The sequence below is a fragment of the Ancylobacter koreensis genome (genome assembly GCF_023016525.1).
Lineage (GTDB): Bacteria > Pseudomonadota > Alphaproteobacteria > Rhizobiales > Xanthobacteraceae > Ancylobacter > Ancylobacter koreensis.
In genome coordinates, this window is record NZ_JALKCG010000002.1 from 540,366 (window position 1) to 552,946 (window position 12,581).

General features: G+C 67.8%; 16 protein-coding genes. 11 read left to right on the plus strand and 5 right to left on the minus strand.

Annotated features, from left to right (window positions below):
* Positions 1-167: 167 nt before the first annotated feature.
* The gene (locus MWN33_RS09600) at positions 168-923 is read right to left on the minus strand and encodes an SDR family NAD(P)-dependent oxidoreductase (protein ID WP_247200260.1); all 756 of its coding nucleotides are present in this window, start codon (positions 921-923) and stop codon (positions 168-170) included.
* A gap of 134 nt (positions 924-1,057) precedes the next feature.
* Here MWN33_RS09600 and MWN33_RS09605 point away from each other — a divergent pair, with 134 nt between their 5' ends.
* Entirely contained in the window at positions 1,058-1,945 is an 888-nt protein-coding gene (locus MWN33_RS09605) for an AraC family transcriptional regulator (protein ID WP_247200261.1), read from the plus strand.
* Positions 1,946-1,972: 27 nt separating this feature from the next.
* Here the strand turns inward: MWN33_RS09605 and MWN33_RS09610 are convergent, their stop codons facing one another.
* Complete coding sequence (locus tag MWN33_RS09610) at positions 1,973-2,224, minus strand: hypothetical protein (RefSeq protein WP_247200262.1); 252 nt, start codon at positions 2,222-2,224, stop codon at positions 1,973-1,975.
* A 233-nt stretch (positions 2,225-2,457) separates the two neighbouring features.
* On the opposite strand from MWN33_RS09610, the gene MWN33_RS09615 reads away from it, so the two are divergent.
* Both MWN33_RS09615 and leuC read left to right on the plus strand, forming a co-directional pair.
* Complete coding sequence (locus tag MWN33_RS09615; RefSeq protein ID WP_247200263.1) at positions 2,458-2,658, plus strand: hypothetical protein; 201 nt, start codon at positions 2,458-2,460, stop codon at positions 2,656-2,658.
* Positions 2,659-2,749: 91 nt separating this feature from the next.
* Positions 2,750-4,171 carry a 3-isopropylmalate dehydratase large subunit gene (leuC, locus tag MWN33_RS09620; protein ID WP_247200264.1) on the plus strand — a complete coding sequence of 474 codons (1,422 nt, stop codon included), beginning with the start codon at positions 2,750-2,752 and terminating at the stop codon, positions 4,169-4,171.
* Positions 4,172-4,228: 57 nt separating this feature from the next.
* Here leuC and MWN33_RS09625 read toward each other — a convergent pair whose 3' ends face one another.
* A complete protein-coding gene (locus MWN33_RS09625; RefSeq protein ID WP_247200350.1) occupies positions 4,229-4,657 on the minus strand; it encodes a hypothetical protein in 429 nt (142 codons plus the stop codon).
* 297 nt (positions 4,658-4,954) lie between these two features.
* On the opposite strand from MWN33_RS09625, the gene MWN33_RS09630 reads away from it, so the two are divergent.
* From MWN33_RS09630 to leuB, 8 genes are all read left to right on the plus strand, one after another.
* Positions 4,955-5,368 (plus strand): metallopeptidase family protein, encoded by a 414-nt coding sequence (locus MWN33_RS09630; protein ID WP_247200265.1) that lies wholly within the window; start codon positions 4,955-4,957, stop codon positions 5,366-5,368.
* 84 nt (positions 5,369-5,452) lie between these two features.
* Positions 5,453-6,058, plus strand: a complete 606-nt coding sequence (gene leuD / locus MWN33_RS09635; RefSeq protein WP_247200266.1) for a 3-isopropylmalate dehydratase small subunit — start codon at positions 5,453-5,455, stop codon at positions 6,056-6,058.
* Between the two features lie 68 nt (positions 6,059-6,126).
* Positions 6,127-6,528, plus strand: a complete 402-nt coding sequence (locus MWN33_RS09640; RefSeq protein WP_247200267.1) for a RidA family protein — start codon at positions 6,127-6,129, stop codon at positions 6,526-6,528.
* 73 nt (positions 6,529-6,601) lie between these two features.
* Positions 6,602-6,943 (plus strand): ribbon-helix-helix domain-containing protein, encoded by a 342-nt coding sequence (locus MWN33_RS09645; protein WP_247200268.1) that lies wholly within the window; start codon positions 6,602-6,604, stop codon positions 6,941-6,943.
* A gap of 152 nt (positions 6,944-7,095) precedes the next feature.
* A complete protein-coding gene (locus MWN33_RS09650; RefSeq protein ID WP_247200269.1) occupies positions 7,096-7,491 on the plus strand; it encodes a VOC family protein in 396 nt (131 codons plus the stop codon).
* 79 nt (positions 7,492-7,570) lie between these two features.
* Positions 7,571-8,107 (plus strand): twin-arginine translocation signal domain-containing protein, encoded by a 537-nt coding sequence (locus tag MWN33_RS09655; protein WP_247200270.1) that lies wholly within the window; start codon positions 7,571-7,573, stop codon positions 8,105-8,107.
* A 15-nt stretch (positions 8,108-8,122) separates the two neighbouring features.
* A complete protein-coding gene (locus tag MWN33_RS09660; RefSeq protein WP_247200271.1) occupies positions 8,123-9,694 on the plus strand; it encodes a GMC family oxidoreductase in 1,572 nt (523 codons plus the stop codon).
* Between the two features lie 273 nt (positions 9,695-9,967).
* Positions 9,968-11,077, plus strand: a complete 1,110-nt coding sequence (gene leuB / locus MWN33_RS09665; protein ID WP_247200272.1) for a 3-isopropylmalate dehydrogenase — start codon at positions 9,968-9,970, stop codon at positions 11,075-11,077.
* An 89-nt stretch (positions 11,078-11,166) separates the two neighbouring features.
* Here the strand turns inward: leuB and MWN33_RS09670 are convergent, their stop codons facing one another.
* Positions 11,167-11,439 carry a hypothetical protein gene (locus tag MWN33_RS09670; protein ID WP_247200273.1) on the minus strand — a complete coding sequence of 91 codons (273 nt, stop codon included), beginning with the start codon at positions 11,437-11,439 and terminating at the stop codon, positions 11,167-11,169.
* Positions 11,440-11,536: 97 nt separating this feature from the next.
* On the minus strand, positions 11,537-12,478 hold the full coding sequence (locus MWN33_RS09675) for a polyprenyl synthetase family protein (RefSeq protein ID WP_247200274.1): 942 nt from the start codon (positions 12,476-12,478) through the stop codon (positions 11,537-11,539).
* Between the last annotated feature and the right edge of the window lie 103 nt (positions 12,479-12,581).

The following is a 12,581-nucleotide window of genomic DNA, read 5'->3' on the forward strand; positions in this document are numbered from 1 at the left end:
TGAGGACGGCAGGCGTTTCCGACACCACCACGTCATGCCCAGCCTTGGGCCGGGCACGCTTCGGCGGAGACGACGGGCAGGCAAGACGTGGATGGCCGGGTCAAGCCCGGCCATGACGTTGTTCCGGAGGCTTCACGTCCGAGAGGGCGCCCCTCAGGTCACTGTGCTCAGATAGCCTGCCCGCCGGAGACCTCGATGCGCTGGGCGGTGACCCAGCGATTATCCGCCGACAAGAGGCTCGCGACCATCGGGCCGATATCGTCCGGCACGCCGACGCGCCCGAGCGCGGTCATGTTGGCGAGGGCCTTGTTGATCTCCGGATTGTCGCGCACCGCTCCGCCGCCGAAATCGGTCTCGATGGCGCCCGGCGCGACCGTATTGACGGCGATGCCGCGCGGGCCGAGCTCCTTGGCCATATAGCGGGTGAGCACCTCCACCGCGCCCTTCATCGCGGCATAGGCGGCGTAGCCGGGATAGGCGAAGCGCGTGAGGCCGGAGGAGAAATTGATGATGCGTCCGCCGTCGGCGATCAGCGGCAGCAGCGTCTGCGTCAGGAAGAACACGCCCTTGAAGTGCACATCGACCAGCCGGTCGAACTGCGCCTCGGTGGTCTCGGCGAGGGAGGCATGGTCGCCGTGGCCGGCATTGTTGACGAGGTGGTCGATGCTCTCGCGGCCCCACACCTCCTTGAGCGTGGCGCGCAGCCGGTCGGCGAAGTCGGGGAAGTCCGCCACCTTGCCGGTGTCGAGCTGCAGCGCGGCGGCCTTGCGGCCGAGCGCTTCGATGTCGGCGACGACGGCCTGCGCGTCCTCGGCGCGGCTGTGATAGGTGAGCACGACGTCCCCGCCGTGACGGGCGACGGCGAGGGCGGTGTTGCGGCCGAGGCCGCGGCTGCCGCCGGTGATGAGGGTGATGGTGGTCATGTCGGTCTCCTGTCGGGGTGGATGAGCAAAGATATGGACGTCGCGCGGCGCCGGCGGTTGCCGGAAGGCCGCGATTTCTTGCCTGATCCTCCAAAGCTGCTTTCCTCACCGCCGGGCTGGGCTATCATGAAGGCATGACAGAGCTGCTCGACATCATGGACCGGCATGGCCGGCTGCACGCCGATGCGAACGGGATCGTGACGACGGCGATTCCCGGCGTCAGTTTCTTTCGCGTCACCGCCCCCACGGGCGGCACGCACGCCATCGCCCGGCCTCTCGTCTGCCTGGTGGTTCAGGGCGCCAAGCAGGTGACGATGGGCACGCGCGAATTCAGCTTCGGTGCGGGCGACTCGCTGCTCATCACCGCCGACGTGCCCATTGTGAGCCACATCGTCCGGGCCAGCCACGCCTCGCCTTATGTGTCGCTGGTGCTGGAGCTCGATGCGGCGGTGATCGCCGAACTGCTGCTGGAGATGGGGCCGGCCCCGGTGGGCGATGTCGAGCCGGTGAGGGTCGAGCCGACCGACGCCGAGGTGGCGAGCGCGGCGCTGCGGCTCATGAGCTTGCTTGATCGTCCGGCCGCGCTGCCGGTGCTGAAGGACCAGCTCCTGCGCGAGATCCATTACTGGCTGCTGGCGGGCCGGCATGGCGCGGCGATCCGCCGGCTCGGCTGGCCGGACGGGCATGCGCGCCGCGTGGGGCGGGCCATCGCGCTGCTGCGCGCCGATTTCGCCCGGCCGCTGCCGGTGGAGCGGCTGGCGGCGGAGGCGGGGATGAGCGTCTCCGCCTTCCACCAGCATTTCCGCGCTGTGACCTCGCTGTCGCCGCTGCAGTTCCAGAAGCAGCTCCGGCTCATCGAGGCGCGCCGGCTGATGGTGGGAGAGGGCATGGCGGCGAGCGGCGCGGCCTTCGCGGTCGGCTATGAGAGCGTGCCGCAGTTCACCCGCGAATATGGCCGGCTGTTCGGCCAGCCGCCGGTGCGCGACATGAAGAGTGCGCGGCAGAATATGCGCGCGGCCTGAGACGGCGCGCCACGCCTTGCAGGCGGCTCAGCAATCCTTGACGTGACGTACGCGCGTATTGGTCTGCTGCTCGACGATGAGCGTCCCGTCGCCGAGCATCGCGGCCTGCATGACGGTGGCGAATTCGGGCTTGCGCAGCGGGCAGGTGATCAGCGAGGCCTTGGCCGGGGCGCTTTCCGGCGCCGGTGCCGCCGGGCTTATCTCGACGCGGTTATGCGCCTCGACGGCGATGAAGGCCCCGGCGGTGGCAAGGATCAGGAGGATGTCGGTCGCGCGCATCGCTCACTCCGTTCGCGCACCCAACGTAACGCAGCGTTTTGCGCTGCGCTATATCGTAATGACGTTGGGTAAAATTGCCTGAAAAGAGAGGTGAGGCGGCGGAAATACTGGATAATACATTATTTCAGATGAGGTTCCGGGAGCTTGCGCTTCACGCGCTCGTGCGCCGTCAGGACGTTGGGCGACGCCTGCGGCCGATTGTCCGGCGCGGCGAGACTTGCTAGAAGGGTTCCATGATGACGAAGGGCACGAGCAAGGCGGCGAATGGCTGCGCGCGGAACGGCGTTTGCGCCGGTGCGCCCGCCGTGGCGCGCCCGGAGGCCCGCCGCCGGCTGCCGACGACCATCGGTTTTGCCGCCGTGCCCGACCATGTGCGCCTGCCCGCGCGTTTCTTCGGCCGTTTCACCGCCTGCGCGGTGGCCGGGCTTAGCTGAGCGCCGCCCGGAGCATCGCGCCACGGCGCCCCGCTCCCGGCTGCGCTGCCGAGCCCCGACATCCCCCTTTTCCTTCAAGTGAGACGCCGAGATGAGCACGTCCGCTCCCCGTACCCTGTACGACAAGATTTTCGACGACCATGTGATCGACCGTCAGGAAGACGGCACCTGCCTGCTCTATATCGACCGCCATCTCGTGCATGAGGTGACCAGCCCGCAGGCCTTCGAGGGTCTGCGCGTCGCCGGTCGCCGGGTGCACGCGCCGTCGAAGACGCTGGCCGTGGTCGACCACAACGTGCCGACCACCGACCGCCGCTTCGGCATCGACGATCCCGAAAGCCGCACCCAGGTCGAGACGCTGGCCGAGAACGCCCGCGACTTCGGCATCGAGTATTTCAACGAGCTCGACAAGCGCCAGGGCATCGTCCACGTGATCGGGCCGGAGCAGGGCTTCACCCTGCCGGGCACGACCATCGTCTGCGGCGACAGCCACACCTCGACGCATGGCGCCTTCGGCGCGCTCGCCCATGGCATCGGCACCTCGGAGGTGGAGCATGTGCTCGCCACCCAGACGCTGATCCAGAAGAAGAGCAAGAACATGCGGGTGTCCGTCGACGGGAAGCTGCCCGAAGGCGTGACCGCCAAGGACGTGACGCTCGCCATCATCGGCGCCACCGGTACCGCCGGCGGCACCGGCTACGTCATCGAATATGCCGGCGAGGTGTTCCGCAACCTGACGATGGAAGGCCGCATGACGGTCTGCAACATGTCCATCGAGGGCGGCGCGCGCGCCGGCATGGTGGCGCCCGACGAGACCACCTTCGCCTATGTGAAGGACCGCCCGCGCGCGCCGAAGGGCGCGGCGTGGGACGCGGCGCTGCGCTACTGGGACACACTGCGCACGGATGAGGGCGCCTTCTTCGACAAGGAGATTCGTCTCGACGGCGCCGCGCTGCCGCCCATCGTGTCCTGGGGCACCAGCCCGGAGGACGTGATCTCGGTGGAAGGGCTGGTACCCGATCCGGACATGATCGAGGACGCCGACCGGCGCGAGGCCAAGAAGCGCGCGCTGGCCTATATGGGCCTGTCCGCCGGCACGAAGATCACCGACATCGCCATCGACAAGGTGTTCATCGGCTCCTGCACCAATGCCCGCATCGAGGACCTGCGCGCCGCGGCCAAGATCGTCGCCGGCCACAAGGTGCGCGAGGGCGTGGCGGGCATGATCGTGCCGGGCTCGGGGCTGGTGAAGCTGCAGGCCGAGGCCGAGGGGCTGGACGCGATCTTCCGGGCTGCCGGTTTCGACTGGCGCGAGCCGGGCTGCTCCATGTGCCTGGCCATGAACGCCGACAAGCTCGGCCCGGAGGAGCGCTGCGCCTCGACCTCGAACCGCAATTTCGAGGGCCGGCAGGGCCACAAGGGCCGCACGCATCTCGTCTCCCCCGCCATGGCGGCGGCGGCGGCGATCGCGGGGCACTTCGTCGACGTGCGCCGCTGGCCTTACGCGGTGTGAGCCGCCGAACGGCGACCCGGCCCGGAAGGGGCGGGGTCGCCGGTCGCCGGTCGCGCGTCAGGCGCAGCCATATTCGCGAACGTAGCGGTAGTGCATCGGCGGCCCGACGCGCACGAGGCGGAAGCCGCACCGGTCCCCGGACGTGTTCAGGCCGAAGCCGTAGTCGTCGTAGGGGAAGCCGAAGAACCCGTAGCCATAGCCATAACCGTCATGATGGTAGACGTTGCTGAACGGCACGCCGTGGAAGAAGCCGCCATGCGGGTAGAAGCCTCCGCCATCGTGAAAGCCGCCGCCATGGAAGCCGCCGCCAACGTTTCCTCCGTAGCCTCCATCATGGAAGCTGCCGCCTCCGAAGCCGCCGCCCATGTGGCCGCCACCACCGCCCCCGCCATGCGCGGAAGCGGCGCCGACGCCGGCGGCCAGGAGCGAGAGCGCGAGAAGGCCGGTCTTGAGCGCGCCGGCCAGGCGCGGTTTGCTGAGTGTCATTTTCGTCGTCCTCGGTATGAAGGACGTCGCCCACAGTTGATGTGGAGAGCCGACGGCGCGTTGGCTCGGCTTCTGACGCTGGGGGAGGCGCGCACGGGGGTGCGAATCGGCAAATACGGGACGCAGGCGGCGCCGCGATGGCGCGGGGAGGTGCCGGCGTGAGGGGCGATCCGTTCTGGGAACCGCCGCCGGACGACCCCATGGAGCGATGGGGACGCCGCATCGGGCGCGGCCTCGCCATCGTGGCGGGGCTCGTGCTCGCCTATTATCTGTTCGCGACCTATCTCAGGTGAGCCGATGAGCATGAGCGCAGACTGGCTGAAGCGGGGGGCGCCCTCGCTGGCGGAAATGGAGGCGATGGCCGAGGAGGCCTATGCCCGGCTGCCCGAGGAATTCCGCGCGCTCTGCGGCAACCTCGTCATCCGGGTGGAGGATTTCCCGACCGACGAGGTCCAGAAGGAGATGGAGGCGGAGACGCCGTTCGACCTTCTGGGCCTGTTCCAGGGCATCGGGCTGGCGCAGGGCTACGAACTGGCGACCGGCATGCTGCCCAACATGATCTTCCTCTACCGCCGCCCGATTCTTGACTACTGGGCGGAGAACGAGGAGACGCTAGGCGACATCGTCACCCATGTCCTGGTCCACGAGATCGGCCACCATTTCGGTCTCTCCGACGACGACATGGAGCGGATCGAGGAGGAGGCGGGCTAACGGCCCCGCCTCGAAACGGAATTTGACGGACGCAGGCGCGTCCAGGAATTTGACGGACGCGGGCGCGTCCAGGAGATGTGAGAGATGGACAAGTTCACCACGCTGACCGGCGTCGCCGCGCCGCTGCATCTGGTCAATGTCGACACCGACATGATCATCCCGAAGCAGTATCTGAAGACGATCAAGCGCACCGGCCTCGGCAAGGGGCTGTTCTCCGAGATGCGCTATCTGGAAGACGGCTCGGACAATCCCGATTTCGTGCTCAACAAGCCCGCCTACAAAGGCGCGCAGATTCTGGTCGCCGGCGACAATTTCGGCTGCGGCTCCTCGCGCGAGCACGCGCCCTGGGCGCTGCTGGACTTCGGAATCCGCTGCGTGATCTCCACGTCTTTCGCCGACATCTTCTACAACAACTGCTTCAAGAACGGCATCCTGCCGATCACCGTCACCCATGAGCAGCTCGCCGCGCTGTTCGACGACGCCGCGCGCGGCGCCAATGCGAAAATCACGGTCGATCTGGAGAGCCAGACCATCACCGGCCCGGATGGCGGCTCGATCTCCTTCGACATCGACCCCTTCCGCAAACATTGCCTGCTGAACGGGCTGGACGATATCGGCCTCACCCAGGTGAAGGCGGACAAGATCCATTCCTTCGAAGGCAAGCTCGCCGAGGAGCGCCCCTGGGCCTGAGGCCGGCAAGGCACGCCCTCTCGTCGTCCCGGCTTCGCCTGGGCCGGATGACACCAAGGACAAATCCCATGGCCGAGCGCCGCCTCATCTCCTCCCATTCCGCCTTCGAGGCGGTGGCCGGCTATTCGCGCGCGGTGGTCGACGGCGACGACATCTTCGTCTCCGGCACCACCGGCTACGACTATGCCCGGATGGAGCTGCCCGAGGACCTTCTCGCGCAGACCCATGGCTGCTTCCGCAACATCGCGGCCGTGCTGGAACAGGCCGGCGCCGGGCTCGATGACGTGGTGCGCGTGCGTTACATCGTGTCCCGCGCCGAATATGCCGAGGCGGTGTTCCCGATCTTCGGGGAGTATTTCGCCCGCGCCCGCCCCGCCGCCACGCTCATCGTCGCCGGGCTCCTCCAGCCGGAGATGAAGATCGAGATCGAGGTAACCGCGCGCCGCCGCCGGCCCGCGCCGGCGGGCTGACCATTTTTCAGCTTTACAGCCGGGCGTTCCCAAGATGGAATCGTTGAAAACGAGAACATCCGGGAGACGCCCCATGTGCCACATCTTCGCGGGCCAGCCGCCCGAAACCTATGAGAGCCAGACCCGCTCGGTGCGGATCGGCGGCCATTCGACCTCGATTCGCCTTGAGGCCGCCTTCTGGACCGTGCTCGAGGACGTCGCCGCCCATCAGGGCATGAGTCTGGGCAAATTCGTCACCAAGCTGCATGACGAGGTACTGGACCTGCATGGCGAGGTGCGCAACTTCGCCTCGCTGCTACGCTGCTCCTGCCTCATCTACCTCGCCGAGGTGCGCCCTGCCGGCGTCGCGCCCGCCCATGCCCGCGACCGCTATCTCTGCGAGAGCACCCGGCTGCATCTGCAGGCGGCCGAATAGGCCGGGCATCCGCCTGCGGCGTGCCTTCCGCTCCGAAAAAGCACATCGTGGTGATGTGTTAGCAGCGTACCACCTGCGCTTCTCCCCGAGGCCTAGCATCCCCGATATCGGCGGCATTCCCGCCGCGACGGGGTTCAAGGCCGGAGGAACAGGTGGCGAAGGCCATTCATTCGATGATCCGCGTGCTCGACGAGGCGCGCTCGGTTGATTTCTATTCGCGAGCCTTCGGGTTGAAGGTGGCGACGCGGCTGCCGTTCGACGGCTTCACGCTGGTCTATCTGCGCAATGACGAGGCCGACTTCGAGGTCGAGCTGACGGTCAATCACGGCCGCACGGAGCCCTATGCGCTGGGCGACGGCTACGGGCACATCGCCTTCGTGGTCGACAATCTCGACGCGGAGCATGCCCGCTTCGTCGAAGAAGGGCTCTCGCCCAACCCCGTCAAGGAATTCTTCCACGAGGGCGCGCTGCTCGCGAAGTTCTTCTTCGTATCGGACCCCGACGGATACAAGATCGAGGTGCTGCAGAAGCACGGCCGATACCGCTGACATACGCCTGCGGTGCCGCTGCGGACGCCAATCTGCGCGGTATCGAATAACGAATACATAAGAAGTCCGGGAGGATACAATGCCAACACTGATCGACAGGCGAGGTGTGTCCCGCCGCGCGGTGCTCACGGGCATCGGCGCGGCCGGCGCCCTCATGGTGAGCGGCGCCGCCGTGCTCAGCCCGCGCGAGGCGTGGGGGCTGGAAGTGGCGGCGCTCAAGCCGGAGACGATGCGCACGCTCATCGTCATGGCGCGCGACATCTATCCGCACGACAAGGTGCCGAACCGCTTCTACGCCGTGGCGATGAAGCCCTATGAGACGGATGCCGCCAAGGACCCCGCGCTCAAGGCGCTGGTCGAGAACGGCGTGACGACGCTCGACACGCTCGCCATGGCGAAATACGGCGTGCCCTATGCCGATGTCGGCTGGGAGGAGCATCGCGTCGCGTTGCTGCGTGGCATTGAGGACAGCGCTTTCTTCCAGAAGGTGCGCGGCGGCCTCGTGGTCGGCCTCTACAACCAGGAGGAGGTGTGGCCGATCTTCGGTTACGAGGGCTCCTCGGCCGACAAGGGCGGTTATATCGACCGCGGCTTCAACGACATCGTCTGGCTCTGAGGGGAGAACGCGATCATGGCTGCACCCTTCGATCTCAACGATGATTCCGTCGTCGTCATCGTCGGCTCCGGCGCCGGCGGCGGCACGCTCGGCACCGATCTCGCGCTCAAGGGCATCAAGGTGGTGATCCTTGAGGCCGGCGAGCGCCACAACATGGAGGACTTCGTCAACAACGAGTGGGACAGCTTCGCCCAGCTCGCCTGGAAGGACATGCGCACCACCTCCGGCTCCTGGCGCGTGCACAAGAACTTCCCCAATTTGCCGGCCTGGATCGTCAAGGCGGTGGGCGGCTCCTCGGTGCACTGGGCCGGCGCCTCGCTGCGCTTCCAGGAACACGAGTTCAAGACCCGCTCGACCTATGGCGACCTCGACGGCGCCAACCTGCTGGATTGGCCGATCACGCTGAAGGAGATGGAGCCCTATTACGCCCGCGCCGAGGACCGCATGGGCGTGACGCGGACCAACGGCATTCCGGGCCTGCCGGGCAACAACAACTTCAAGGTGTTCGAATCCGGCGCCACCAAGATCGGCTACAAGGAAGTCTCGACCGGCCACATGGCCATCAACTCGCAGCCGCGCAACGACCGCGGCGCCTGCCAGCAGATCGGCTTCTGCTTCCAGGGCTGCAAGTCGGGCGCGAAATGGTCGACGCTGATCGCCGAGATCCCGCGCGGCGAGGCGACCGGCAATCTCGAAGTGCGCCCGCAATCCATGGTGCAGAAGATTGAGCACGACGCCTCGGGCAAGGTGACGGGCGTCGTCTATGTCGACAAGGACGGCAAGACGCAGCGCCAGAAGGCCCGCATCGTCGCGGTGGCCGGCAATTCCATCGAGAGCCCGCGCCTGCTGCTCAACTCCGCCAGCGCGATGTTCCCGGACGGGCTCGCCAACTCCTCCGGCCAGGTCGGGCGGAACTACATGCGGCACATGACCGGCTCGGTCTATGGCGTGTTCGACAAGCCGGTGCACATGTATCGCGGTACCACCATGGCCGGCGTGGTGCGCGACGAGGCGAAGAACGACACCAAGCGCGGCTTCGTCGGCGGCTACGAGATGGAGACGCTCTCGCTCGGCGTGCCCTTCATGGCCGCCTTCCTCGATCCCGGCGCGTGGGGCCGCTCCTTCACCTCCGCCATGGACGGCTATGTGAACATGGCCGGCATGTGGCTGGTGGGCGAGGACATGCCGCAGGAGACCAACCGCGTCACCCTCAACATGGACGTGAAGGACCAGTACGGCCTGCCGGTGGCGGACGTGCATTTCGACGATCATCCCAACGACGTCGCCATGCGCAACCACGCCTACCGGCAGGGCGCGGCGGTCTACGATTCGGTCGGCGCCATCCGCACCCTGCCGACCCCGCCCTATCCCTCCACGCATAATCTCGGCACCAACCGGATGAGCGAGAAGGCCCGCGACGGCGTGGTGAACCGCAACGGCCAGACGCACGACATCAAGAACCTGTTCGTTTCGGACGGCAGCCAGTTCACAACCGGCGGCGCGGAGAACCCGACGCTCACCATCGTGGCGCTGGCGATCCGCCAGGCGGAGTTCATCGCCGGCGAGATGGGCAAGGGGACGATCTGAGCGGACCTTCCCACAGGCCGTCATCCCGGACGGCCGCAGGCCGATCCGGGATCGCTGCCCAACAGGGGCGCGATCCCGGCTCCCCGACGCCGGCAGCTCGCTGCCGGCGTCTTTCTTTCTCCGTCACCGCGCCGGCCGCCCGCTGCCGGCGTTTTTCTTTTGCCGCCCCGGCCGGCGCGCGGCTTGCCAGCGCGGGCGCCAGCCATTAGCACTCCCTCGCCGGGCCGAGCGGCCGGTAAAGACGCTTCACGAACAGGCGCGCGCGAGGATTCCATGGCCACCCACAAGCTTCTCCTTCTCCCCGGCGACGGCATCGGCATCGAGGTGATGGCCGAGGTGAAGCGGGTCATCGACTGGCTCGACACGCGGGGCGTTGCCTCCTTCGCAATCGAGGAGGACCTCGTGGGCGGCGCGGCCTATGATTCCTGCGGCCAGCCGATCTCCGAGGAGGCCATGGCCAAGGCCTTCGCTGCCGACGCTATCCTGCTCGGCGCGGTGGGCGGCCCGAAATGGGCGAATGTGCCTTATGAGTGCCGTCCCGAGGCGGGCCTGCTGCGCCTGCGCAAGGACCTGCAGCTTTTCGCCAATCTGCGCCCGGCGGTCTGCTATCCCGCGCTCGCCGATGCCTCCAGCCTCAAGCGCGAGCTTGTCGAAGGGCTCGACGTCCTGATCGTGCGCGAACTGACCGGTGGCGTCTATTTCGGCGAGCCGAAGACCATCAGCGACCTCAGTGACGGCCAGAAGCGCGCCATCGACACCCAGGTCTACGAATCCTACGAGATCGAACGCATCGCCCGCGTCGCCTTCGAGCTCGCCCGCACCCGCCGCAACAAGGTGGTCTCCACCGAGAAGCACAACGTCATGAAGACCGGCGTGCTGTGGAAGCAGGTGGTGAGCGAGGTGCACGGCGCGGAGTTTGACGACGTGGTGCTGGAGCATCAACTCGCCGATTCCTGCGGCATGCAGCTTGTGCGCGCGCCCAAGCAGTTCGACGTCATCGTCACCGACAACCTGTTCGGCGACATCCTCTCCGACGTCGCCGCCATGCTGACCGGCTCGCTCGGCATGCTGCCCTCCGCCTCGCTCGGCGCGGTGGAGGAAGTGTCCGGCCGTCGCCGCGCGCTCTACGAGCCGGTGCACGGCGCCGCGCCCGACATCGCCGGCAAGGGCCTTGCCAACCCGATCGCCATGGTCGGCTCGCTCGCCATGGCGCTGCGCTATTCCTTCGGCCTCATCGAGGCGGCCGACCGGGTTGAGGCGGCGATCGCCGGCGTGCTGGCCGGCGGCTTCCGCACCAACGACATCTTCTCGGAAGGCATGACCCGCGTCGGCACTTCCGGCATGGGCGACGCGCTGCTGGCTGAGCTGGACAAGGCGGTCTGAGCGGATCGCCCTCGGCGCTTTCTGGTTCCCAAAACGACAAAGCCCGGCGCGAGCCGGGCTTTTTTCGTAGGCGGGCCGGTGAGGCGGGCTCAGTAGCCCGGCAGATCGAAGCGGCTCGGCAGCGGCCAGCGGATGCCGGTGATGGAGCTGTCACTGCCATATTCGGCATAACGCGGCGTGATCAGCTCGACATAGTTGAGGTCACGGCTGGTGCCGGGCTTCACCACCGGACCGGGATCCAGATAGGAGCGCGGCGGCATCTTGCGGATGATGATGCGCGTCTCCTGCGCCTGTGCCGGAACGACCGCAGCAATGGCGGCACCCGCGACGAGGCCGGCAAGGATCATGGGGGCGACACGCATTTAAACCTCCCGTACGGCGTTCCGAGTCGGACAACACGACCTGACGCCACGATAACATATGGTTGGAACTTATCGTTCCGTCGAGATGAGGGAAGTACTAATTCCGCCTCGCGGCGACGAAATAAGCCGCTTCCACGAGAAGTGTTGCCGCCGTGCCGAACCCGGCCAGCGCTTCTTCGGCCTCGCGGACCAGCCTGGCGAGCTCGGCCCGCGCGCCGTCCACGCCCAACTTGCCGACCAGCGTCGCCTTGCCGGCGGCGGCATCCTTGCCCACCGCCTTGCCCACCGTGCCGGCCTCGCCCTCGACGTCGAGCAGGTCGTCGGCGATCTGGAAGGCGCGCCCGACCGCGCGGGCGTAGCGGTCGAGGGCGTCGCGCCCGGCATCGTCGGCGCGGCCGAGCAGGGCGCCGGCCTCGCAGGCCTGCCGCAGCAGCGCGCCGGTCTTCATCGCCTGAAGCTCGATGATCGCTTCGGCCGGGAGGTCGAGCGGGGCGCCGTTGGCGAACCGGCCCTCGGCGGCGAGGTCGAGCATCTGCCCGCCGATCATGCCGGCGACACCCGCCGCGCGGGCGAGGCTCCCCACCAGTGCGATGCGCACCTGCGCGTCCGGGCCGGCCTCCTCGCGGGCGAGAATCTCGAAGGCGAGGGTCAGCAGGCCGTCGCCGGCGAGGATGGCGGTCGCCTCGTCATAGGCGCGATGCACCGTCGGCTGGCCACGGCGCAGGTCGTCGTCGTCCATGGCGGGCAGGTCGTCATGCACCAGCGAATAGCAGTGGATGCATTCGAGCGCGGCGGCGGCCGGCAGGGCTTTGGCGTGCGGCACGCCGAACAGAGCCGCGCTCTCCACCACGAGGAAGGGGCGCAGCCGCTTGCCGCCCGCCAGCGTCGCGTGTCGCATCGACGCCGCCAGCCGCTCGCCCGGCCCGCCGCTCGCCGCGATGGCGGCGTCGATATAGGCGGCGACCTCGCCGGCCGTGCGGGCAAGCGCCCCGGAGAGCGCGAGCGTGCGGGTATCGTCGGGAGCGTCGTCGTCGGGCATGGGGCGACCTGTTGGCGAACCGCCGCTTCCGTGCCCGAGCGGGCGGGCGGGGTCAAGCCGCTGGACCCCGCGCGGTTCGGCGTGCGGTCGACCGCGCCCGCCC

Coding starts and splice junctions, on each gene's coding strand:
- MWN33_RS09675 (WP_247200274.1), bottom strand. CDS start 12,478: ATGCCCGACGACGACGCTCCCGACGATACCCGCACGCTCGCGCTCTCC.
- MWN33_RS09655 (WP_247200270.1), top strand. CDS start 7,571: ATGCCAACACTGATCGACAGGCGAGGTGTGTCCCGCCGCGCGGTGCTC.
- leuD (WP_247200266.1), top strand. CDS start 5,453: ATGGACAAGTTCACCACGCTGACCGGCGTCGCCGCGCCGCTGCATCTG.
- MWN33_RS09625 (WP_247200350.1), bottom strand. CDS start 4,657: ATGACACTCAGCAAACCGCGCCTGGCCGGCGCGCTCAAGACCGGCCTT.
- MWN33_RS09605 (WP_247200261.1), top strand. CDS start 1,058: ATGACAGAGCTGCTCGACATCATGGACCGGCATGGCCGGCTGCACGCC.
- MWN33_RS09600 (WP_247200260.1), bottom strand. CDS start 923: ATGACCACCATCACCCTCATCACCGGCGGCAGCCGCGGCCTCGGCCGC.
- MWN33_RS09660 (WP_247200271.1), top strand. CDS start 8,123: ATGGCTGCACCCTTCGATCTCAACGATGATTCCGTCGTCGTCATCGTC.
- MWN33_RS09670 (WP_247200273.1), bottom strand. CDS start 11,439: ATGCGTGTCGCCCCCATGATCCTTGCCGGCCTCGTCGCGGGTGCCGCC.
- leuC (WP_247200264.1), top strand. CDS start 2,750: ATGAGCACGTCCGCTCCCCGTACCCTGTACGACAAGATTTTCGACGAC.
- MWN33_RS09610 (WP_247200262.1), bottom strand. CDS start 2,224: ATGCGCGCGACCGACATCCTCCTGATCCTTGCCACCGCCGGGGCCTTC.
- leuB (WP_247200272.1), top strand. CDS start 9,968: ATGGCCACCCACAAGCTTCTCCTTCTCCCCGGCGACGGCATCGGCATC.
- MWN33_RS09615 (WP_247200263.1), top strand. CDS start 2,458: ATGATGACGAAGGGCACGAGCAAGGCGGCGAATGGCTGCGCGCGGAAC.
- MWN33_RS09640 (WP_247200267.1), top strand. CDS start 6,127: ATGGCCGAGCGCCGCCTCATCTCCTCCCATTCCGCCTTCGAGGCGGTG.
- MWN33_RS09630 (WP_247200265.1), top strand. CDS start 4,955: ATGAGCATGAGCGCAGACTGGCTGAAGCGGGGGGCGCCCTCGCTGGCG.
- MWN33_RS09645 (WP_247200268.1), top strand. CDS start 6,602: ATGTGCCACATCTTCGCGGGCCAGCCGCCCGAAACCTATGAGAGCCAG.